At 32.9% G+C, this 20,953-nt stretch carries 18 protein-coding genes and 1 pseudogene; 9 read left to right on the top strand and 10 right to left on the bottom strand.

The features are described 5' to 3' along the window. Positions 1 to 72: 72 nt before the first annotated feature. From ACFSSE_RS06770 to ACFSSE_RS06785, 4 genes are all read left to right on the top strand, one after another. A complete protein-coding gene (locus ACFSSE_RS06770) occupies positions 73 to 675 on the top strand; it encodes an alpha-ketoglutarate-dependent dioxygenase AlkB family protein (RefSeq protein WP_379042880.1) in 603 nt (200 codons plus the stop codon). Positions 676 to 744: 69 nt separating this feature from the next. Next, positions 745 to 1,890 carry a hypothetical protein gene (locus ACFSSE_RS06775; RefSeq protein ID WP_379042882.1) on the top strand — a complete coding sequence of 382 codons (1,146 nt, stop codon included), beginning with the start codon at positions 745 to 747 and terminating at the stop codon, positions 1,888 to 1,890. Between the two features lie 300 nt (positions 1,891 to 2,190). Further along, positions 2,191 to 3,372 carry a formimidoylglutamase gene (locus ACFSSE_RS06780; protein ID WP_379042885.1) on the top strand — a complete coding sequence of 394 codons (1,182 nt, stop codon included), beginning with the start codon at positions 2,191 to 2,193 and terminating at the stop codon, positions 3,370 to 3,372. A gap of 4 nt (positions 3,373 to 3,376) precedes the next feature. Beyond that, positions 3,377 to 4,492: a redoxin domain-containing protein gene (locus ACFSSE_RS06785; protein ID WP_379042888.1), complete on the top strand. Its 1,116-nt coding sequence runs from the start codon at positions 3,377 to 3,379 to the stop codon at positions 4,490 to 4,492. 135 nt (positions 4,493 to 4,627) lie between these two features. Here ACFSSE_RS06785 and ACFSSE_RS06790 read toward each other — a convergent pair whose 3' ends face one another. From ACFSSE_RS06790 to purD, 4 genes and pseudogenes are all read right to left on the bottom strand, one after another. Further along, positions 4,628 to 4,933 carry a helix-turn-helix domain-containing protein gene (locus tag ACFSSE_RS06790; protein WP_379042891.1) on the bottom strand — a complete coding sequence of 102 codons (306 nt, stop codon included), beginning with the start codon at positions 4,931 to 4,933 and terminating at the stop codon, positions 4,628 to 4,630. After that, a pseudogene (locus ACFSSE_RS06795) lies at positions 4,933 to 5,142 on the bottom strand (type II toxin-antitoxin system RelE/ParE family toxin); the annotation flags it as partial. The gene ACFSSE_RS06790 and the pseudogene ACFSSE_RS06795, both read right to left, overlap by 1 nt. Before the next feature lie 296 nt (positions 5,143 to 5,438). Then, on the bottom strand, positions 5,439 to 6,158 hold the full coding sequence (locus ACFSSE_RS06800) for a hypothetical protein (protein WP_379042894.1): 720 nt from the start codon (positions 6,156 to 6,158) through the stop codon (positions 5,439 to 5,441). A 149-nt stretch (positions 6,159 to 6,307) separates the two neighbouring features. Beyond that, positions 6,308 to 7,582: a phosphoribosylamine--glycine ligase gene (gene purD, locus ACFSSE_RS06805; protein ID WP_379042897.1), complete on the bottom strand. Its 1,275-nt coding sequence runs from the start codon at positions 7,580 to 7,582 to the stop codon at positions 6,308 to 6,310. A gap of 192 nt (positions 7,583 to 7,774) precedes the next feature. Between purD and ACFSSE_RS06810 the strand changes: the two genes are divergently transcribed. The 5 genes from ACFSSE_RS06810 to ACFSSE_RS06830 all read left to right on the top strand — a co-directional run bounded on the left by ACFSSE_RS06810 (position 7,775) and on the right by ACFSSE_RS06830 (position 15,583). Further along, a complete protein-coding gene (locus tag ACFSSE_RS06810; protein ID WP_379042900.1) occupies positions 7,775 to 9,334 on the top strand; it encodes a S41 family peptidase in 1,560 nt (519 codons plus the stop codon). Positions 9,335 to 9,571: 237 nt separating this feature from the next. Next, a complete protein-coding gene (locus tag ACFSSE_RS06815) occupies positions 9,572 to 12,244 on the top strand; it encodes a T9SS type A sorting domain-containing protein (protein WP_379042903.1) in 2,673 nt (890 codons plus the stop codon). 110 nt (positions 12,245 to 12,354) lie between these two features. Further along, a complete protein-coding gene (gene thiL / locus ACFSSE_RS06820; protein WP_379042906.1) occupies positions 12,355 to 13,404 on the top strand; it encodes a thiamine-phosphate kinase in 1,050 nt (349 codons plus the stop codon). 48 nt (positions 13,405 to 13,452) lie between these two features. After that, positions 13,453 to 13,911 (top strand): MaoC family dehydratase, encoded by a 459-nt coding sequence (locus ACFSSE_RS06825; protein ID WP_379042909.1) that lies wholly within the window; start codon positions 13,453 to 13,455, stop codon positions 13,909 to 13,911. A 358-nt stretch (positions 13,912 to 14,269) separates the two neighbouring features. Continuing rightward, positions 14,270 to 15,583 (top strand): ammonium transporter, encoded by a 1,314-nt coding sequence (locus tag ACFSSE_RS06830; protein ID WP_379042912.1) that lies wholly within the window; start codon positions 14,270 to 14,272, stop codon positions 15,581 to 15,583. A 94-nt stretch (positions 15,584 to 15,677) separates the two neighbouring features. On the opposite strand, the gene ACFSSE_RS06835 is transcribed toward ACFSSE_RS06830, so the two are convergent. The 6 genes from ACFSSE_RS06835 to ACFSSE_RS06860 form a co-directional block, all read right to left on the bottom strand. Then, positions 15,678 to 16,640, bottom strand: coding sequence for an oxygenase MpaB family protein (locus ACFSSE_RS06835; RefSeq protein WP_379042914.1), 963 nt, complete (start codon positions 16,638 to 16,640; stop codon positions 15,678 to 15,680). A 179-nt stretch (positions 16,641 to 16,819) separates the two neighbouring features. Next, positions 16,820 to 18,934, bottom strand: coding sequence for a ferrous iron transport protein B (gene feoB / locus ACFSSE_RS06840; protein ID WP_379042917.1), 2,115 nt, complete (start codon positions 18,932 to 18,934; stop codon positions 16,820 to 16,822). 9 nt (positions 18,935 to 18,943) lie between these two features. Continuing rightward, complete coding sequence (locus ACFSSE_RS06845; RefSeq protein ID WP_379042920.1) at positions 18,944 to 19,159, bottom strand: FeoA family protein; 216 nt, start codon at positions 19,157 to 19,159, stop codon at positions 18,944 to 18,946. Between the two features lie 220 nt (positions 19,160 to 19,379). Then, positions 19,380 to 19,781, bottom strand: coding sequence for a VanZ family protein (locus ACFSSE_RS06850; protein WP_379042923.1), 402 nt, complete (start codon positions 19,779 to 19,781; stop codon positions 19,380 to 19,382). Positions 19,782 to 19,784: 3 nt separating this feature from the next. After that, a complete protein-coding gene (gcvH, locus tag ACFSSE_RS06855) occupies positions 19,785 to 20,159 on the bottom strand; it encodes a glycine cleavage system protein GcvH (protein ID WP_379042926.1) in 375 nt (124 codons plus the stop codon). Positions 20,160 to 20,566: 407 nt separating this feature from the next. Next, the coding region (locus tag ACFSSE_RS06860) for a T9SS type A sorting domain-containing protein (RefSeq protein WP_379100829.1) at positions 20,567 to 20,953 on the bottom strand (387 nt) is incomplete at its 5' end.

Genomic DNA, 20,953 nt, shown 5'->3' on the forward strand with positions numbered 1-20,953 from the left:
GCGTTTACCTTGGAAAACCAACTGCTGTTTTTCAAAAAACAAACCAAAAAAACTTACCTTTGTTTAACGCTAATGGATTTATTTAACTCAACTTTTGCCCCAAACATACTCCCACAAGACGGTATTGTAAATTACTATGGGCAAATAATGTCAGTTAAAGCAGCTCAAGAATATACCATACAGCTATTAAATAACATTGCTTGGAAAAACGATGAAGCCATTATTTACGGTAAACACATCATCACTAAAAGAAAAGTAGCTTGGTACGCCGATTCAAATTTTGCTTATACTTACTCCAAGATTACCAGAGAAGCTTTACCATGGACAGCCGAATTGTTAACATTAAAAAAACTGACAGAGGAAATTACACAAAAAACTTTTAATTCTTGCTTACTAAACCTTTACCAGACAGGCGAAGAAGGAATGGCTTGGCATAGCGACGATGAAAAAAGCTTAGGAAAAGACACCGCAATTGCATCATTAAGTTTTGGTGCCGAGCGTAAATTTGCTTTTAAACATAAAAAAACACAAGAAAAAGTAGAGCTATTTTTACAAAACGGAAGTTTATTATTAATGCATGGCGCTACCCAAACAAATTGGCTTCACCGCTTACCACCAACAAAAAAAATAAGCTTGCCTAGGGTAAATCTTACCTTTAGAACAATTGTTTTATAATTAATGCAACCGAATAATTATAAACTTCGTCTTCATAATAATCATCAACAATATTTAAACCTTAATATCATGAATAGCAAATTATTTAGAACGTTCTTAATCGGATTAACCGTTTTTGTTTTAGGTGCTTGTAGCAGTGGTAGAAAATCTCTTCAAAGCGGAGATTATGACAAGGCTGTTTATGCTGCAATTAATCGTTTAAAAAGTAATCCATCTAAAGGGAAAGCTTTAGAAACTTTAAAAAAGGGCTATGATTATGCTTTAGATAGACATTTGGATAGAATTAGCGATATTAAATTAACTGATGATGCTTTTAAATGGGAGAAAATAATTAATGAATATGCCAGTATTAATTCTTTAGCTAATGCGATTGCTAGTTGCCCAGCTTGTTTAGAAATAATACCGGATGCCCCAAAATATGTTGCCGAAATGAGCGATGCTAAGTATTTTGCCGCAGAGGTGAGGTACAATAAAGGCGTTAAATTTTTAGCTACTAAAAATAGAAATTCGGCCAAAGAAGCTTATTATAATTTTGAAAAAGCAGAACAACTATATCCCGATTACAAAGACGCACAAAGCATGATGGATAGTGCTTATTGGGCAGCTGTTATTAGAGTTAGGGTTGAAACTGTGGAGGTAAACTCAAGAATTTATAAATTAAGTAACGAGTATTTTCAGAATAAAATAAATGAGTTTTTGAAAAATTACGAAAGAAAGAGCTTTGTGAGATTTTATACGCCAGAAGAAGCAATGATGGTGCGAGTAAAATTTGACCAAGTGTTGCAACTTAACTTTGATGATTTTATAGTTGGACAAACTTATATTAAAGAACGGATTGAAGACATTAAAAAAGAAAATGTTAAAATTGGAGAGACCAGAGATTCGGTTAAAAGACCTGTTTATGGTACTGTAACAGGTAAACTAACCACTTTTGATAAAACTATAACTTCTACAGGGTTATTAGATTTTAGGATTGTTGATTTAGCAACTAACAAAGTAATTAACCAAGAAAAAATGCCCGGCACTTACATTTGGACAGATTACTGGGGCGCTTACCGTGGTGATGAAAGTGCTTTAACCAATGAGGATAAAACACTTTTAGCAAGAAGAGAAAGCAGAATGCCCGCTCCGCAAGATTTATTTATAGGTTTTACAGGTCCTATTTATGATCAATTAAGACAACGAATTACCACTTTTTACAATAGGTATAATTAACAAAATATAAGCTGCGAAAAGCAGCAAAATCTGCGGGAGATGAAACCCAAAACATCAATTGTAAAAACGATTTTTTTCATAATGGACATCTAGACTTACGATTTTATTCACTCATCGAATTAAAAAAATCGTAAGTCTTGGTTTATATAATCTACAATCTAAACCATAATAAAATTCAAATTCCTTTTAACTTTGCGAAAATATCTACCATTCCGCATGGTTAATAAATCTTAATTTTTACATTTTAAATTACCCCAATTCATTTAAAAAAATAGATATTTGGTGTCATAGAATTAAATTATGTCATTAGCTGATTTCTTTTCCCCTGTGGATATTTCAAAGTTTGCTCCAAAAGATGGGTACTATACCAGTCAGTTGGGTTTAAAAATAGCACATTATGAAGAAAACTTTCCCGATTTGGAGGAAGGCGCTTATGATGTTGCTCTAATAGGCGTATTAGAAGATAGGGGAGCTGTAAATAACCAAGGTTGCGCATTGGCACCAGATTATGTGAGGGAGCAACTTTATAAACTACATGAAGGAAGTTTTAAATCTAAAATAGTTGATTTAGGCAATATCAAACCTGGCGAAAAACCATCTGACAGCTATATAGCACTTAAAATGGCAGTTGCCGAGCTGATTAAGAAAGGCATTTTCCCTGTAATTTTAGGAGGTGGGCAAGATTTAACCTATGCCCAGTATATGGCTTACGAACAGCTTGAGCAAAAGGTAGATTTGGTAGTTATAGATTCTCATTTTGATTTAGACGAATCGGCTGAAGACACTATTGTAACCAATTCTATATCATATCTTAATAAAATATTTTTACATCAACCCAATTACCTTTTCAATTTTAGCAATTTAGGTTACCAAACCTATTATGTAAACCAAGATAGTTTAAGGGTAATGGATAAGCTGTTTTTTGATGCACAGCGTTTAGGTGAAATTAGCGGAGCAGTACACATTGCAGAGCCTGTAATTAGAAATGCTGACATGATTAGCTTTGATATTTCGAGCATCAGATCATCAGATGCCAAAGCAAATGCTAATGCAGGGCCAAACGGTTTTTATGGCGAAGAAGCTTGTCAGCTATGCCGGTATGCCGGTTATAGCGATAAATTGAGCTCCATTGGTTTTTATGAGTTTAACCCAGCTTATGATCAAAATGGGCAAACAGCAATGTTAATTGCGCAAATGATATGGTGCGTTTTAGATGGTTTTTATAACCGTAAAAAAGACATCCCTTTACAACCAAAATCAGATTATGTGATTTACAAAACCAGTTTAAAAGAGGATGCTCATGAATTAATATTTATAAAAAGTAAAAAAACAGATAGATGGTGGATGCAAGTACCATACCCAACAATGGGATCTAAAAATGAGCGTTATCATTTAGTGCCTTGCCTTTACGGAGATTACCAATTAGCAGTATCTGGCGAAATGCCCGATTTATGGTGGCGCACCTTTCAAAAATTGAATTAAAACGATGAAGAAATTATCATTAGCCTTTTTGCTTTTCCCTTTTTTAAGCAACGCACAAGATAAACTTAACCTTAAAGGTAATATTGAGGCATTAAATGGTGATAAAAACATATACCTTATTCATATTGAAGGTAATGCTGAGAAATTAGATTCTACCAAAACGGTGAATGGTAAATTTGAATTTAATATTGACTTAAAAGCTCCATCTGTAGCTATTTTATTGCTAGATCATAGCGGAAATGATTTAAACACCAAAGGTAGTGCAAAAGATATTTACCGCTTTTTTATTGAGCCCGGAGTGGCAACTTTAACAGCCAAAGATTCTGTTGCTAAGGCAAAAATAAGTGGTCTGGCTATTGCCGATGACTATGCAGCACTTACAGAAAGTACAAAAAAAATAGATGCAGGATTGATGAACTTAAGCAAAGAGTTTGCGAACTTAAGCGATAAAGAAAAATCAAAAGAGGGTTTGGTAAAAGGCTTTCAGGATAGGTACGTAGCATTTTTAGATGATAGAAAAACTGCAATTGCTGATTTTATTGTTGCAAACCCTAAAAGCTATGTTAGTCTTTATAGCTTAAATGCCGATTTAGCTACTGAAAACATGAATTTGGAGCTGGTAGAAAAAGCTTATAATGCCTTATCTCCAGAACTTAAAGAGTCTCCAATTGCAAATGCGGTAGCGCAAAAATTAGTTTTAGAAAGAAAAACAGGTATTGGCGCCCAAGCTATGGATTTTGAAGAACAAACCGCAGAAGGTATAGCTATTAAACTTTCAAGCTTTAAAGGGCAATATGTTTTGGTAGATTTTTGGGCATCGTGGTGCGGCCCATGCCGACAAGAAAACCCAACCGTGGTTAGGGCCTATGAAACTTATAAAAACAAAAACTTTACTGTTTTAGGCGTTTCTATTGATACCAGTAAAGATAAATGGGTAAGTGCAGTAAAACAAGATGGTTTAGTTTGGACACAGCTTTTAGACCGTAGTCAGAATATTGCAAGAGAATACGATATAACTTCTATCCCAAGAAATTTTTTATTGGACCCAAATGGAAAAATTATAGCTAAAAATTTAAGAGGAGGAGATTTATTAGATAAATTGAAAGAGGTTTTGAAGTAAGGCTTTAAACTTTCGTTGATTTATGCATGATCTGCTTTAATCAGCGAAGTATGGTTTAAAACCCTTTCATCAAATTTTAAAGAAATAACCAATTCCTGCAAAAACAACATGTAATTCTTCTTAAGCTTAGGTATTTTATCCAAACATTAAATTTATCCGTTTTCCAAGTCCAAATTCAAAAATTCTATAAAGGGTGGAAAGTTGAATGTCACATTTCCCGTTTTCAAGTCGTGAAATATAACTTTTTTTCGTTCCAACTTTGTTAGCCAATTGCTCTTGAGTCATATTCGCTTCTTTTCTAGCTTGTTTTAACATTTCGCTAATTACAAAATATTGAGCTTTTTCTTCAAATTCATCACCTTTTTCAGCTCCAATTTTTCCGTATTTAATATCTAATAACTCGTCAAAGTTTTTAGCATTTTTAATATTATCTTTATTCATTATTGTTTATTTTTTGAGTTGAAATATTCTGTTTTTAGCTTTAAAGCTAATGCAATTTCTTTTTTTGGTGTTTTTTGAGATTTCTTTTGAAAACCGTTAAATAAAACGACTAGATTTCCTTTATCGAAACAACAAAATATTCTGTAAATATTACTTTCAAATTCAATTCTAATTTCATAAAGTCCATCCGTTCCTGTTAAGTGGTCAAGAAATTTTTTTGGAACATTTTAAACAGTTTTCAAAATTTTAAAAACATATTCGATTTTCTCTTGTACCTTTTCAGTCTGCTCCAAATAGAAATCAGTGAAGTAATGTTCGTGAAAAATGATTTGTCTTTGAGAATTCACAAATCAAAGTTAACTTTAAAGTTATCGAATTGCAAGTTCTTAGATGAAAATTTACGATAGGTAAAATTGCGGAATAATTATAGGTTGAGTTGTTAGGTTTTTATTACTTTATGCTTAATCTGCGTAGATCAGCGAAATCTGCGGGAAAAACATTTTCATCAAATTTTAAAAAAATAACCAATTCCTGCAAATACAACTCCTGCTAATGCAATTAAAAAAGCCGAACGGCCAAATACAAATCCCATAATACCACCCAATACTATTAAAACTAAACCTGCCCACATTAAATTTTTACCTCTCTTCTCTTTGGCTTCAGCTTGTTTTTCTATTTCTGGATTTTTCTTTTTAATATCTTTAAAAGCCATCTCTCTTATTTCTGAAGAGGTTTGACCGAAAGAAGCTGCGTTTTTTTTACTTTTTAAAGCTTTAGAATTTAAAGGGATTTTAAGCGCATTATTTAACTTATCGGCCGATGACAGTGCTAATGACGAATGACTTTTAATTGTAGTAACCTTATTGTTTTCTAATGGATTTGATGAAATATGTGCTTTGTCAACTTTAATTACTTTTTTATGTTTTGTATTGCTTTTGGCTATGTTTTTTTGAAGCGAAGATTTGTAATTTTCCGGATTTAAATTTTCTGATTGGGCTGCAAAAAAGCCACTTGACTCTGTATAATAGGTTGTTTTTTCTTTCTCTTTTAATTCTAAAACTAAATTTACTTGGCGTACAAAATCTGTTTGAGGTTGTCTCTCTTTGGCCAGTTGAATTTTATCGGGGTTAACTTTAACCCATTCAAAATGACCTTTTTTGGCACAAGCTGAAAACAACAACAAAGCCAACAAACCAAAATGGTATTTTCCTATTCTAATTTTCATGCGTTGGAAATACTAAAGAGAACATTGTGCCATAAAAACAAAACAATGGTTAATAAGCTTTCAGACTGTTTTCTAATAATTATAAATTAATAGTAGGTAATATTATCCTAAATATAAAACGTAATTACGGAATAATATTACCCAAAAATCTACAATAAGTCAAATCCTATGTCTTTTCTAAATGTTGCCCCATCATAATAAATACGTCCAGCATCTGCTGTGGCTTGTTGTAGCGCCTCAAACAGATTATCTTGTAATGTGGTTACGGCCAAAACTCTACCGCCATTAGTTTTAACAATGCCGTTATCCATATCAGTACCGGCATGAAAAACAATACTTTCTTTAATGTTTTCCAAACCTGTAATTGCTTTTCCGTTAATGTATTCACCAGGGTAACCTGCAGCAACTAACATTACGGTAGCGGCTGTTTTATCAGAAATTTTTAGTTCATAATCACCAACTTTTTCATCGGCAACAGCTTTTAACAATTCTAAAAAATCACTTTCAATTCTTGGTAAAACACTTTCTGTTTCTGGGTCGCCCATGCGGCAATTGTATTCAATTACATTTGGCTGCCCGTTGGTGTTCATTAATCCAATAAATATAAAACCTTTATAATGTATATTTTCTGCTTGTAAACCTTTAATAGTTGGGATAACAACCAATTCTTCTACTTTATCTAAAAAGGCTTTATCGGCAAACGGAACCGGAGAAACAGAACCCATACCGCCAGTGTTTAAACCTGTATCACCTTCGCCAATGCGTTTATAATCTTTTGCAGAAGGCAAAATTACATAGTCTTTACCATCACTTACTACAAAAACAGAAAGCTCAATACCGGTTAAAAACTCTTCAATTACCACTTTCGAACTTGCATCTCCAAACTTTGCTTCGGCAAGCATTAAGCGTAATTCTTCTTGCGCTTCTGCCAAAGTGGTACAAATTAAAACTCCTTTTCCGGCAGCCAAACCATCGGCTTTTAGTACTACTGGCATAGGGTGATGCTTTAAATAAGTTAAGCCTTCTTTTAAAGTATCAATAGTAAATGTGTGCGATGCTGCTGTTGGGATATTGTATTTCTCCATAAAAACTTTAGAAAAGTCTTTACTGCCTTCTAGTTGTGCGCCATCCTTTTTTGGCCCAATTACAGGAATATTTTTAAGCTCATCATCAGCTAAAAAGAAATCATGAATACCTTTAACCAAAGGTTCTTCTGGGCCAACCAATACCAAATCAATTTTATTGGCTAAAACAAAAACTTTTATACCTTCAAAATCTGTTGCTTTTAGCGCTACATTTTTACCATAAGCACCTGTTCCGGCATTTCCCGGAGCAATAAATAAGTTTTCGCATAAACTGCTTTGTGCTATTTTCCAAGCAAAAGCACTTTCTCTTCCGCCAGAACCAAGTATTAAAATATTCATGCCCCAAAAATAGAATAACTAATGCACAACAAATGCTTAAATTTCAAATTAAATAGTTTCAATTATTGTTTTCAATAGCAATTTTTTAGGAATTGGCTTTAGAAAACAGCATTTATCAATAAATATTAGCTGTAATTTTTTAGATTTGTTAACCTTTGAAACAAAAGTAAAATACTTAGTTTATAACGTATTATGAAATTTATTGTCCTTTATATTTTAATAGCATTAACATTTATATCTTGTAACAGTACTAAAAAGCAAAATCAAATCATACAAAAAAAACATAGTGCAGCTGCTTTAAAAAAGGATATTGCTTTAGTAAAACAGTCTTTAGAAGAAACTCACCCGGGTTTATATTGGTATGTTACTAAACCAACGTTAGATTTTAAGTTTGATAGTTTAAAAAATGCCATAACAGATTCTTTAAATTCCATTCAATTTTACCGCATGTTAGCCCCATTGGTTACAGCTGTAAAATGCGGACATACAAGATTGGTTTATCCTGGAATTACACTAAATAAAATACAAAAAGACAGCATAAAAAAGGCCGGTCAGCCTGCTTTAACGCAATTAAATTATTTTATAAGCAGTAACCAAGTTTACATAAGGTCTAAAAAAGTTAAAGGTTTAGATAGCTTAAAAATTGGTGACGAAATACTAAGCATTAACGGTTTGGCAATTCATGAAATATTAGCAAAGCAAAAATCATTGTTTGCATCTGATGGTGAAAATCAAACTTTTCAGAAAGAGATTTTAAATGGTTCTTTTGCTAATTATTACTATTTAGCTTACGGTAAAAAAGATAGCTTATTATTAAATATCAAAAGAGATTCCACAATATTTAACTACACTTTAAAAACAGTAAAACCAGTTTCTAAAAAAGGCGAAAAACCAAACAAAGAAGAGCTTATTGAGCAAAAGAAATTAGCTAAAACCAAAAAGCAATTTGAAAGAAAAAATGCGTACAAAGGTTTTGATGCTGATAAAAAACCTTTGTTAGATTTTAAAATAGATAGCACTTTAAAAAGTACAGCGATAGTAAAAGTGAAAGATTTTTCTTTTGAGAAAAGCAATTTCAATAAGTTTTTTAAAGAGAGTTTTAGAGAGATTGAACAAAAAAATATAGAAAACGTAATATTAGATTTGAGAGATAACGGCGGTGGTAAATTAATGGCTTGCAATCTTTTGTTTAGGTATTTGTATAGTGAAAAACATAGGTTTACTGGAAGATCTGATATGAATGCAAGAACATTTAAAGCCTTAAAATATAAAGAACAAAGTAAAGTAAGTAAGATATCTAATATTATTTTTTACCCAACAATTTGGTTAGGTAATCATATCATCATCAGAAAAGATAGTGCTGGTTATTACAGTAAATTACCTACAGACAGATTGCTAAAACCTAAGAAATATGTTTTTAACGGGAATTTGATTGCAATCATTAACGGGCATTCTTTTTCGGCCACTTCCCTACTTTCGGCCAATTTACAATCTGTTAATAGAGGCACTTTTATTGGTGAAGAGACTGGTGGCGGTTATAATAAATGCACCGCGGGTAATATTCCATATATTATTTTACCAGAAAGCCATTTAAGATTACGCTTACCACTTAAAGTTATTCCTATTGTGAAACAAAGAGTTTTAGAAGGTCGTGGTGTTTTTCCAGATGTTGAAGTAAAGATGAGTTCTAAAGATGTTTTAGTGAAAGAAGATGTAATTTTAGAACAAGCTAAAAATATGATTAGTAATTAGAAACATCCATTGTAATTTATATTCATTTAAAAATTAGCTAAAAAATATAGTCTTAAGAAATGGTTTATATTTCTACCACAAGAAGTGAATCTAACTTTTAATAATTTTATTGGTCTTTTATTAGTGTGCTGTTTGTTAGGTGATTAGTTTGATATTGATGAAATTGAGTTGTTTTTGAGTTGCTTAAAATTTACTTATTTGAGTATTTTTTTCATCTTTTGCACAAACGTGTAAAAAATGAAAAAACGATATTACTTATTTAACTTATTTCTTTTACTCTTCTGTTATAATTTAAAAGCCCAAACATGGCAACCTATAGGGCCAGATCCCTTAAATGAAGCCAGCCTTGAACGCCGCGTTAAATTTCCTAAATTAAAAGTAAATAACAATATCCCTTACGTTGCCTTCTCAAATGGTTTTTTAGCACAAAAAGCTACAGTAAGAAGATTAGTAAACAATAAATGGGAAAATTTTGGGCCAATAAATTTTTCGGCAGGTATTGCTAAGCATATTGATTTAGATTTTATAGGTACAACACCTGTTGTAGCATATAGTGATGGTAATAAAAGTAACAAGGCCACAGTACAACAATTTAACAACACTAGCTCAACTTGGGATACAGTAGGTACAGCAGGGTTTTCTGCCGGAGCAGCTACTGAAATTAGCTTAACCATTATAAATAATACGCCTTACATTGCTTATGTAGATGGCGGAAACAGCAACCAAGCTACGGTACAAAAATACAATAGTACTACCACCAGTTGGGAATTGGTTGGTACCGCAGGGTTTTCTACAGAAGGAACATCAATAAGCTTTATTAAAATTATTTCAGACGGTACCAATCCTTATGTGGCGTATATTAATAATAATTCTAAACCAATTATAAGAAAATTTGATGGCACCACTTGGCAAACCCTTACATCAATAGATAGCCAAAACGATTTTTTCAGTTATGGAATTGATTTAGCTTTTGCAGATAATACCGTTTATGTCTTGTATAGCGATAATTTCTATTCAACCGGAAATGCTACGGTAAAAAAATATAATTCATCACTAAACCAGTGGCAGGTAGTGGGTACTGAGGGTTTCTCAGCTTCAGATGTTAGTGATTTGAATTTGGCTTTTAATGGAGGCACACCCTATGTAGCCTACTCTGAAATTGATGGAGGCTACTTTCCGAGAGCTACAGTACAAAAATTTGACGGCACTAGCTGGGGATTAGTAGGGCCTGCGAAAATTACACCTGAAAATTTTTATGCAACGGATTTGAGTTTAGGTATTGTGGACAATGTACCTTATATTGCTTATGAAGACTACAGTTATGAGAGTAAACTTGCCGTACAAAAGTTTAACAGCACCAGTTGGGAATATGTAGGCTCTCGCCCATTATCCCAAGATGCACAATTTTTAAGTATTGGCTTAGCAGCTGATGCTACTCCTTATGCAGCTTTTTCTGGTTACGAAAATGATAATAAAACAACTATTAAAAAGTTTAATGGTACAAAATGGGAAGTAGTAGGCACTACTGAATTTTCACCTTTGGACGCTGGCAGGCCTCAAATTGCTTTTAACGGTAATGTGCCCTATGTGGCTTTTCATGGTGGCGAAGCATCTGGGAAAGTTGGCGTTAAAATATACAATACAGCATTAAGCCAATGGGATTTTGTAGGTCCAGCTGGCTTTGGTGAGAATCCTAATCTCATTAGATTTGTGATTGATAACGCAACACCCTTTATATGTTATGAAGCTATCAGTGGGTTAGTATATGTAAAAAAATATAATATGGTTGCAAACCAATGGGAATCTTTAGGTACGGCAGGTATATCAAGCGGTACTGCTTACTATGCTAGTTTGGCGGTATTAAATAATGTTCCTTACGTGGCATTTACAGATATTGCTTTGGGAGAGAAAGTTTTTGTTAAAAAATATAATTCTGTTACAAATTTATGGGAACAAGTAGGTACCGATGCTATCTCTAGCGCTAGGTCCCTTTCTGCAAAACTTACTTTTAACGGTACAGACCTATATTTAGCTTATAATAATGCTGGTGATAGAAAAGCGGTAGTAAAAAAATACAACAGTACTTTAAATCAATGGGATTTGGTAGGTTCGGCTGGTATTTCTGTAGGTGCAGCATATGAGATTGATTTAGTTTTTGTAAACAATATGCCTTGTATAGCTTATTTAGATGGAGGAGCTGGTCAAAACTCATTCGTTAAAAAATTCGATGGTACAAATTGGGTTTCTTTAGGAATCCCTAGAGATGGACAACCTTATACTCCCAGTAATCTAGCTTTGGCAGTAAATGGAGATAATTTAATTGCAGCCTATGGATCTAATTTATATGTCGAGCGGTTTTCTTTAGCTACAGTTTTACCTGTAAAACTGGTTTCATTTGAAGCATCATCAAAAAACGAAAAACAGGTTAGTTTAACTTGGCAAACAGCATCAGAAAAAAGCAATAATTATTTCACCTTATCAAAAAGCCAAGACGGTAAAACATTTGAAAAATTGGTAAATGTAAACTCAAAAGGAGATAACGGAGCTAATTATTCAACCATAGATTTTAGTCCTTTTGCAGGAACCAGTTATTATAAACTGAGCCAAACAGATGTTGATGGTAAAACTGAGGAATTGGGTATAAGAATAGTAAAACTAGGAGGTTTAAAAGAAAATAGCCTCTCGGTTTATCCAAACCCGATAAAAGATGGTGTAGTACATATTCAAAACGCCAATTTAAACGGAGAACAAACAGTATCTGTTTATGATTTGTCAGGGAAAAAGCTAATTAGCAATAAATTGAATTTCTCCAATGAACTAGCGATTTTTAAAATAGGCAAAGAATTGCCGAAAGGCATTTATATACTGAGCATAGCTAACCAGTACAAAACTCAGATTGTTGTAGATTAAATAATTTGAATTTCAAGCCTCGCAGAAATGTGGGGCTTTTTTGTTTAATTTATTTAACATCGCCTGTATAAATTCATTTCACTATTTTTGTAAAAAAAAATCTCAACAACATGTTCGAGCAAACAGAAAAGACAGAAATAGCAAGTTTAGGCGAGTTTGGTTTAATTAACCACTTAACTCAGCACATCAATATAAAAAACAAAAGTAGTATTAAAGGCGTGGGCGATGATGCTGCGGTTTTGGATTTTAAAGATAAAAAAACTTTAATTTCTACCGACTTACTATTAGAAGGTATCCATTTTGATTTAGCTTTCACTCCTTTTAAGCACCTAGGCTACAAAGCAATACAAGTAAACCTGAGTGATATTTATGCCATGAACGGTATAGCAAGTCAAGTAACTGTTTCTTTAGGTTTTTCAAGCAAGTTTCCATTAGAAGCTATTGAAGAGTTATACGCCGGAATGCTCTTGGCCTGCGAAAAATTTAATGTAGATTTAATTGGTGGCGATACAACTTCTTCTCGCCAAGGATTAGTAATTTCCGTAACCAGCATTGGCTATGCAAATGAAGAAGATATAGTTTACCGTGATGGAGCAGAAGAAGGTGATTTAATTTGTGTTTCTGGCGATTTAGGTGGTGCTTATGTTGGTTTGCAATTATTAGAAAGAGAAAAGCAAGTGTTTTTAAGTAACCCGAACATTCAGCCAGATTTAGAAGGGAAAGATTACATTGTAGAACGCCAGTTAAAGCCAGAAGCCCGCATAGATATTGTTGATTTATTAGCTAAAATGAAAATTAAGCCAACAGCTATGATAGATGTTTCTGATGGTTTAGCTTCCGAAATTTTACACATCACTCGCCAATCTAAAAAAGGTTGTAAAATTTACGAAGAGAAAATTCCATTAGACCCAATGACTGCTGATATGGCCAGAGAGTTTGGTTTAGATCCAACTGTTTGCGCATTAAATGGTGGCGAAGATTATGAATTACTTTTTACCATTAAACAAGCAGATTATGATAAAATGAAACATGATGTTGATATTTCTATTATTGGCTACATTACAGAGGAAAGTGCCGGAAATTACTTAATTACCAAGGCTGGGAACATCCACGAAATTAAAGCACAAGGCTGGAACGCTTTTACATCAACAAAAAGTTAAATAATAGCATTCACATATTTTTTCAAAAATTAGTTTTTAATAAATAACATGATAACAATTAGCAATTACGAAGAATTTGAAGCTTATTTAGGTAAAGATTTAGGCACATCAAACTGGCATAAAATAGAACAACCACAAATTAATTTATTTGCTGACGCCACGCTTGATCATCAATGGATACATATTGATACCGAAAAAGCAGCAACGGATAGCCCTTTCAAAACTACTATTGCGCATGGTTATTTAACACTTTCGTTGATTCCTTTTTTATGGAAACAAATTGTAAGTATCCAAAACCTGAAAATGGAAATTAACTACGGGATTGAGAAACTAAGATTTGCACAACCAGTTAAGGTAGATAGCGAAGTAAGGTTAAAAGTAAGCTTAGCTTCTATTGTAAATTTAAGAGGTGTTACCAAAGCAAATATTGCCTTAGCTTTAGAAGTTAAGGATGAAAAAAAACCTGCTTTTACGGGTGAGGTAGTATTTCTGTACCATTTTAACTAAATTAATTGCAGTTGTTAACTGCAATTGGGTAAATTAAATTAATTTTTTATTTAAATATGGGGATGTGGGTTTACAATTGAGAACATATATCCCCGTATTTTAATTTTCTAATCAATCTTTTTGAATTAAAAAGGTTAAAGTAATTGTATAGAAATCTATAAAATGACTTCCACATATTCCTATAGCATTCAGAAAAATATTCCATATCTGTCATATTCTTAAAAACACTTTTCATAATAGGTTTTTTTAAGTTTTTTTCTACACTTTTTAAGTTTTTTATAATTTATAGTATAAAAATTGCATTAATTTCATCTCTTTTTTTAATTTAGCCTATTAAATAAAATTTATTTATACCAAAATGGCTAAAAAACTATCTAAAATCCCGTTTATTTTTCTTTCAATAATTGCTTTATTGACACTTTTTTATCCAAGCCTACCGCTTGATAACTATAAGGGGGATTATAATTATTCTGATGTAGCATGGATGCTTACAGCAGTTGCCTTAGTTTTAATAATGACACCTGGTTTGGCCTTCTTTTACGGGGGTATGGTAAATAAAAAGAATGTCATATCAACCATGTTGCAAAGCTTTATTTGTATGGCTATTATTACTGTAATATGGATGGTTTTTGGTTTTAGCTTATCTTTTGGTGAATCTATTGGGGGTGTTATTGGTAATCCGGCAACTTTTTTTATGATGAATCATGTTATTAATGGCAAACCTTGGGCTTTAGCGCCAACCATTCCATTGGTATTATTTGCTTTTTATCAATTAAAATTTGCCATTATTACGCCAGCTTTAATTACTGGTGCTTTTGCAGAAAGAATTAGATTTATATCTTATTGCTTATTTATTTGCCTGTTTTTTATTTTTATTTATTCGCCATTAGCGCACTCTACTTGGCACCCAGATGGTTTGTTGTTTAAATTAGGAGTATTAGATTTTGCTGGCGGAACCGTTGTTCATATGTCTGCAGGTTGGGCTGCTTTAGCTTCTGCTTTGTATTTAAAAAAGAGAAACGAACCTAATCATAATCCTGCTCGTGTTACTTATGTTTTATTAGGTACTGGTTTATTGTGGTTTGGTTGGATAGGTTTTAATGGTGGATCTGCTTATGCTGCTAATACGCTTGCAGCAATAGCATTAGGTAATACCATGTCTGCATCTGCCGCTGCTGCATTAGCATGGATATTTTTTGATTCTTATAAAGGTAGAAAACCATCGGCAATGGGTACTTGTATTGGTGCCGTTGTAGGTTTGGTGGCTATTACCCCGGCCGCTGGCTTTGTAACCATTCCTCACTCTTTAATTATTGGTGTTGTAGCGTCTGTTGTAAGTAATATAGTAGTTGATTGGAGAACTCGCACTTCTATTGATGATACTTTAGATGTTTTTCCTTGTCATGGAGTTGGTGGTATGGTTGGGATGTTGTTAACTGGAGTGTTTGCACACCAATCAATAAATGCAGCAAATGAAACTGGTAACGGTTTAATTTTTGGAGAAACACGTTTATTTTTGGTTCACTTAGGGGCACTTGTTGGAGTCTCTATTTTTACTTTTTTTGGATCTTTATTGTTGTTAAAAATTACTGATATGATTACACCTTTAAGGGTTTCTCAAGAGGAAGAAGATTTAGGATTAGATATCTCACAACATGGCGAAAAGCTATAATCATATTATATAAACTATTAAATAATTTCACAATTAGGGAATACAAATCTGTTAAAGGTTTTAGCTTTAAGCTTTGTGCATTTTTCTTTTAGCTTTAACTTAAACTGCTTTTAATTTGTAGCAATATTCTTTTTGATGTTGGAAAAATTTTTTGAGGTAAATCCAAAATATCACTTACTTCATTGCCCAACAAAAAGCGCATATAAGCAGGTATTTCTTCATTACTTACCTGTTTACCATCATTTAGGCTATAAAAGCAGTTTAATAAAGATTGGGTTAGTTGTTTACCTTCCGGCGATGGTTTAAACTGTCGTTCTGCTATTTTAAGATCTATGTCTCTTGCTTCTTTGCCATTTTTTGGTAAAAGCAATGGCATTAGGCCTAACATTTCGCCAATGTAATTCCAGTAATTAATATAAGCTAACTGATCTTTATAATCTATTGTAAATCCCATTTTGCGTAAACCTCTAATTACAATTAAAGAGAAAGAAAGATTAGTGCCTGCCATGTCTTCTTGGTTTACTGGTTTTCCAAGTTTTGCATCCCATCCCATTTTTTGCAGGTAAAACCTTGCGGCCGCATGCATCACTCTTACCTTAAAAATTTTAACTATACCCGCACCATCATCAGCGAATGCGTTTTTGCTCATAACTGCGATAACAAATTCTGCTGTTTCCTCTAAACGCAACCTCACATCTTTATACATTCTTTCTGTTTGGTAAAGCACTTTTGCGCCGTCAGCGGCAGCATAACAATAAGGTAACGACAGTAAACCTAATAACTGTAAAATGAATTCTTCCTTTTTTTTGTAGAATGTTTGCGTATTAGTAATCTCTTTTATTGGTGGTTTATTTATTTTACTTAGCCCATTTTCGAAAAAAACAGCTTCCGGAATTGTAGCTAAAAATAATTGCCAATCTTTGTTAAACACTAACTTTTTAAGCGCCTCATCTAGTTTTAATTTTTTATCAGCATCGGCAAAATAAAGCGATACAAAAGCATCGGCAGGTGGGTCTCCAATTTGTCTTAATTCATCTATGTTTTTATCTAACATCATTTTTAGCTTCTAATGGTAAAGCGTACAAACATGTAAAATGTTTTGATAGGAGTAGAAAATGCGAAAAAATACTTTAACCAATTTTTTACAAAATTTATAACCACTTGTAACTAAAAGCACAAGATTTAAACAGAAATTTCTAATTAAATTAATGGAGAAAAGAAGAGTTGTTTTATGACCTAACTTAAAACAATATAAGTTACGTAACTGGTTGCGTAAGCTAAAACCAACATATAAACAAACTGTATAATTGGCCATTTAATATTTTTTGTTTCGCGGTAAACAACTGCCATTGTACTCATACACTGCATTGCAAAAGCGTAAAACATCATTAATGAAAAAGCTGCTGCGATAGTAAAAACAGGCAAACCTGTATTGGCGTTTTTTGCGACAGCCATTTTTTCTCTTACAGAATCTAACTTATCAGCATCGCCATCTACTGAATATAAGGTTGCCATAGTCCCTACAAAAACCTCGCGGGCGGCAAAAGAAGTAATTAATGCAATTCCTATTTTCCAATCAAAACCCAAAGGTTTAATGGCAGGCTCAATACTTTTACCTAAAATGCCTGCGTAAGAATTTTCCAACTTTTCTGATGCAATTTGTTTTTCAATTTCATCAGTATTGTATTTGCTTGTGTATGTTGTGTTTTGATATTTGGCTTCTATTTTCTCAAACTTATCTCCAGGACCATAACTTGCTAATACCCATAAAATAATTGATACAGCAATAATTACTTTACCGGCTTCGGTAACAAAAGTTTTAACGCTTTCATACATGGTAATACCCACATTATTCCACCGTGGCATACGGTAAACAGGTAATTCCATTATAAAGTAGCCTCTTAACTTACTTTTTAGAATAAACTTCATTATCCAAGCAACCAAAACAGCCATTACAATGCTTAAAAGATACATAAACATTAAAGCCAATCCTTGTAAATTAATAAAGCCCAAAACCATTGTTTTAGGTACTACTAAAGAAATTAATAAGGTATAAATTGGTAATCTGGCAGAGCAGCCCACTAAAGGAGTTACCATAATGGTTATCATTCTGTCTTTCCAATTTTCAATGGTACGGGCGCTCATTATTGCTGGTACAGCACAAGCTAAACCGCCAATTAATGGCACAACAGATTTACCGTTTAAGCCAACCTTCCGCATCAACTTATCCATCATAAAGGTAACTCTCGACATGTAGCCGGTATCTTCTAGTATAGATATAAATGCAAAAAGTAAAGCTATTTGTGGGATAAAAACCATTACGCCGCTTAAGCCAGCTAAAACACCATCTATTAATAAATTTGTGAGCACACCAGGGGGTAAATTGTTGTGTCCCAATTCTGCCAGCCATACAAATAATGTTTCTATCAACATCATCGGATATTCTGACCACGCAAAAATAGATTGGAAAATGGCAAATAATATTCCTATAAAAATGGCAAAACCCCAAATTTTATGGGTTAAATAATGGTCTATTTTATTACTGATGCTTTCCTCAATAGCAACAGTAGTATAGGTTACAGAATCTATTAAAACATCGTTAATAAAATTGTAACGAGCAATAGTTTCTGCAGCTTGTGCCTTTTGTGTATGAAAATCGTTTTCTTTACTTATTTCATCAACCTTGTTAATTTGTTCTTTAGTTAAGTATTTTAGGTTTTCACGCTGATGGGCAATTTGTAATGCTATGTAAGGATTGCTTAAACCTAATAAATTAGAAATGTCTTTTATTAATTGAGGAGCAATACTTTCCACATCAATAGTTGGTAACTGTTGCGCTAAACCAGTTTGGTATTGTATTGCTTTTTTTAGTTCTTCTATACCTTGCGTTTTACGGGCGGCCAATGCAACTACCTGTATATTTAACCTTTTAGCAAGTGTATTGATATCAATATCGATATGGCTTTTTTGGGCCAAATCCATCATGTTAAGAGCTAAGATGGTTGGGATACCTAAATCAGCAATTTGAGTATATAATAAAAGGTTTCTTTTTAAATTTGTTGCATCCGCAACTATTACCACAACATCAGGAAAAGAAGGGTTTTTTTTATCTGAAAGCACTTCAAAAACAATGGTTTCATCGGCACTTTTTGGGTACAAACTGTAGGTTCCGGGTAAATCTACAATTTCTATGCTTTCGCCATCGGCTAATTTGGTGTAGCCAAGTTTTTTATCAACAGTTACCCCAGGAAAATTGCCTACTTTTTGATTTAAACCTGTTAAAGCATTAAATAATGTAGATTTTCCGGTATTAGGATTACCAACTAAAGCAACTATTTTTTTACTTTTCAATCTATCAGATTAAATCAATTCAATAGTTGAAGCTTCTAATTTTCTTAAAGATAATTGGTAGCCAGCAACAGAAACTGCAATTGGATCTCCCATTGGCGCAACTCTTTCTACCTTAACCACTTCGCCTGGTAAACAACCCATTTCCATTAATTTAACAGACATTTCTAAATCTGTAAATTCTTTTATTATTCCTTTTTGACCTATTCGTAATTGCGATAACTTCATGCTTGTATAAATGAGTTGGCCCGAAATTAAGCCTTATTTAAATTAAATCCAAATAAGAAAATCGGAAATGACGAAAATCAATTTTAACCTTAAACAGTTTTAGCGGATTTTATAATGCGCTTATTAGAAAATTTAGGGCAATTACAACCTTTCTTAAAAATTCCACATGCACTAAATAAGGAAACCACTAAAAGTAAGATGAAGATTTTGAAGAGGTTTTTCATGCTGATTTTTTAAAAGAATATGCTTTTCTGTGCAATAATAAATAACTAAAAACACCCATTCCCATTCCTAACATATCAGAAAAGAAATCCCACCACTCTGCAGATCTGTAAGTGAACACCTTCCATTGTAAAAGCTCTATGCCACCGCCAACAATTATATTAACTAAAACAATTTTAATAATGGTATAAAAACGATATTCAAAACTGTTTTGCTGTTTTATTTTACCATAAAATAAAAATACGGTAAGTACAAAAAAGAATCCTAAATGCACCATTTTATCAAACCCTTCAAAAAAGAGATGATGACCAGGTACTTCACTTACAGGTATATCACAAAGTATCAGTACCAGTAAAGACCATGCAATAGCTGGCCACTGAAACTTTAGCGTTTTAAACATATTTTAAACTCCTATTAAAGTTTTATAATCATCAACAGATAAAAGTGCATCTGCGCTGCCAGAGAATTTAATTTTCACCATCCAGCCATCGCCGTAAGGGTCGCTATTCACCAATTCTGGGTTAGCATCTAATTTATCATTTATCTCAACCACAGTACCGGTAATTGGCATAAACAAATCAGAAACAGTTTTTACAGCCTCAATAGTTCCAAAAACATCGCCTTCATTAACTTCGCTACCAACGGTATTGATGTCAACATAAACAATATCACCTAATTCGCGTTGCGCAAAAGCAGTAATACCAACAAAGGCTTCTTCGCCTTCCACCTTAATCCATTCGTGATCTTTAGTGTATTTTAATTCAGCAGGGAAATTCATATTCTTAATTTTGGAGTAAAAATAGCAGGAAATTTTTAAACCTTAGGTAACAATTAGATTTAAAAAAAGATATAAACAAAAAAAACGACCCACGTTCCGGGGCGTTCACCTGCATTAACACTTTTACTAACTAGCTTTAATTCTTAACTGCAGATAATTAAGCAACTAGAAAATTTTATTTTAAAATACATTGGTAAGACGTACGGATATGTCAAAGTGTTACAAAAAAACTTCAAATTTATTAAAACAATTATAAGCCAACAATTATGAATTTATTATGATTAAAACATTATTGATATATAGATGTTGCAGAGGTAGAATAAATTTATGAGGCTATAAATTTAAAGTTCATAAAAAAATCCTGATAATTCTTAGATCATCAGGATTTTGTATGAGGTGAAAAATGGTTAATGAGCTACTATAATTTGTTTCTTTATGGTTTCTTTTCCGTCTGTTATATGGAGGTAATATGTGCCGTTTTTCAGGTCTTTAGTATTCAATTTTGATGTTTTCTCTCCCTTTTTAGTTTGAGATGAAATTAAAATATCTCCCTTATCATTCAATACTTTTATCTCGCGTGTGTTACCGTAACTCTGAAATTCTAAGTTAAGCTCATTATTAGCAGGGTTAGGATAAATATTAAAATTACCTGTACGGTAATTATTCATAGAACAATCAAGCGATTCTACTTCTGTTTCCACCCAATCAGATGTGCCACAAGCACCAATTGCCCTTATTTGAAATATGTAATAGCCTGGAGGAAAATTACCAAAAATATCATCCCCTGGAAATAC

Origin of the sequence: Pedobacter alpinus, assembly GCF_042684645.1 — a bacterium.
In the GTDB taxonomy this organism is placed as follows: Bacteria; Bacteroidota; Bacteroidia; order Sphingobacteriales; family Sphingobacteriaceae; genus Pseudopedobacter; species Pseudopedobacter alpinus.

Excerpts from the sequence above, each read along its gene's own strand:
- ACFSSE_RS06815 (WP_379042903.1), top strand. The coding sequence starts at position 9,572 with ATGAAAAAACGATATTACTTATTTAACTTATTTCTTTTACTCTTCTGT.
- ACFSSE_RS06830 (WP_379042912.1), top strand. The coding sequence starts at position 14,270 with ATGGCTAAAAAACTATCTAAAATCCCGTTTATTTTTCTTTCAATAATT.
- gcvH (WP_379042926.1), bottom strand. The coding sequence starts at position 20,159 with ATGAATTTCCCTGCTGAATTAAAATACACTAAAGATCACGAATGGATT.
- thiL (WP_379042906.1), top strand. The coding sequence starts at position 12,355 with ATGTTCGAGCAAACAGAAAAGACAGAAATAGCAAGTTTAGGCGAGTTT.
- ACFSSE_RS06775 (WP_379042882.1), top strand. The coding sequence starts at position 745 with ATGAATAGCAAATTATTTAGAACGTTCTTAATCGGATTAACCGTTTTT.
- ACFSSE_RS06785 (WP_379042888.1), top strand. The coding sequence starts at position 3,377 with ATGAAGAAATTATCATTAGCCTTTTTGCTTTTCCCTTTTTTAAGCAAC.
- ACFSSE_RS06825 (WP_379042909.1), top strand. The coding sequence starts at position 13,453 with ATGATAACAATTAGCAATTACGAAGAATTTGAAGCTTATTTAGGTAAA.
- ACFSSE_RS06850 (WP_379042923.1), bottom strand. The coding sequence starts at position 19,781 with ATGTTTAAAACGCTAAAGTTTCAGTGGCCAGCTATTGCATGGTCTTTA.
- purD (WP_379042897.1), bottom strand. The coding sequence starts at position 7,582 with ATGAATATTTTAATACTTGGTTCTGGCGGAAGAGAAAGTGCTTTTGCT.
- ACFSSE_RS06845 (WP_379042920.1), bottom strand. The coding sequence starts at position 19,159 with ATGAAGTTATCGCAATTACGAATAGGTCAAAAAGGAATAATAAAAGAA.
- ACFSSE_RS06835 (WP_379042914.1), bottom strand. The coding sequence starts at position 16,640 with ATGATGTTAGATAAAAACATAGATGAATTAAGACAAATTGGAGACCCA.
- ACFSSE_RS06800 (WP_379042894.1), bottom strand. The coding sequence starts at position 6,158 with ATGAAAATTAGAATAGGAAAATACCATTTTGGTTTGTTGGCTTTGTTG.
- ACFSSE_RS06790 (WP_379042891.1), bottom strand. The coding sequence starts at position 4,933 with ATGAATAAAGATAATATTAAAAATGCTAAAAACTTTGACGAGTTATTA.
- ACFSSE_RS06780 (WP_379042885.1), top strand. The coding sequence starts at position 2,191 with ATGTCATTAGCTGATTTCTTTTCCCCTGTGGATATTTCAAAGTTTGCT.
- ACFSSE_RS06810 (WP_379042900.1), top strand. The coding sequence starts at position 7,775 with ATGAAATTTATTGTCCTTTATATTTTAATAGCATTAACATTTATATCT.
- ACFSSE_RS06770 (WP_379042880.1), top strand. The coding sequence starts at position 73 with ATGGATTTATTTAACTCAACTTTTGCCCCAAACATACTCCCACAAGAC.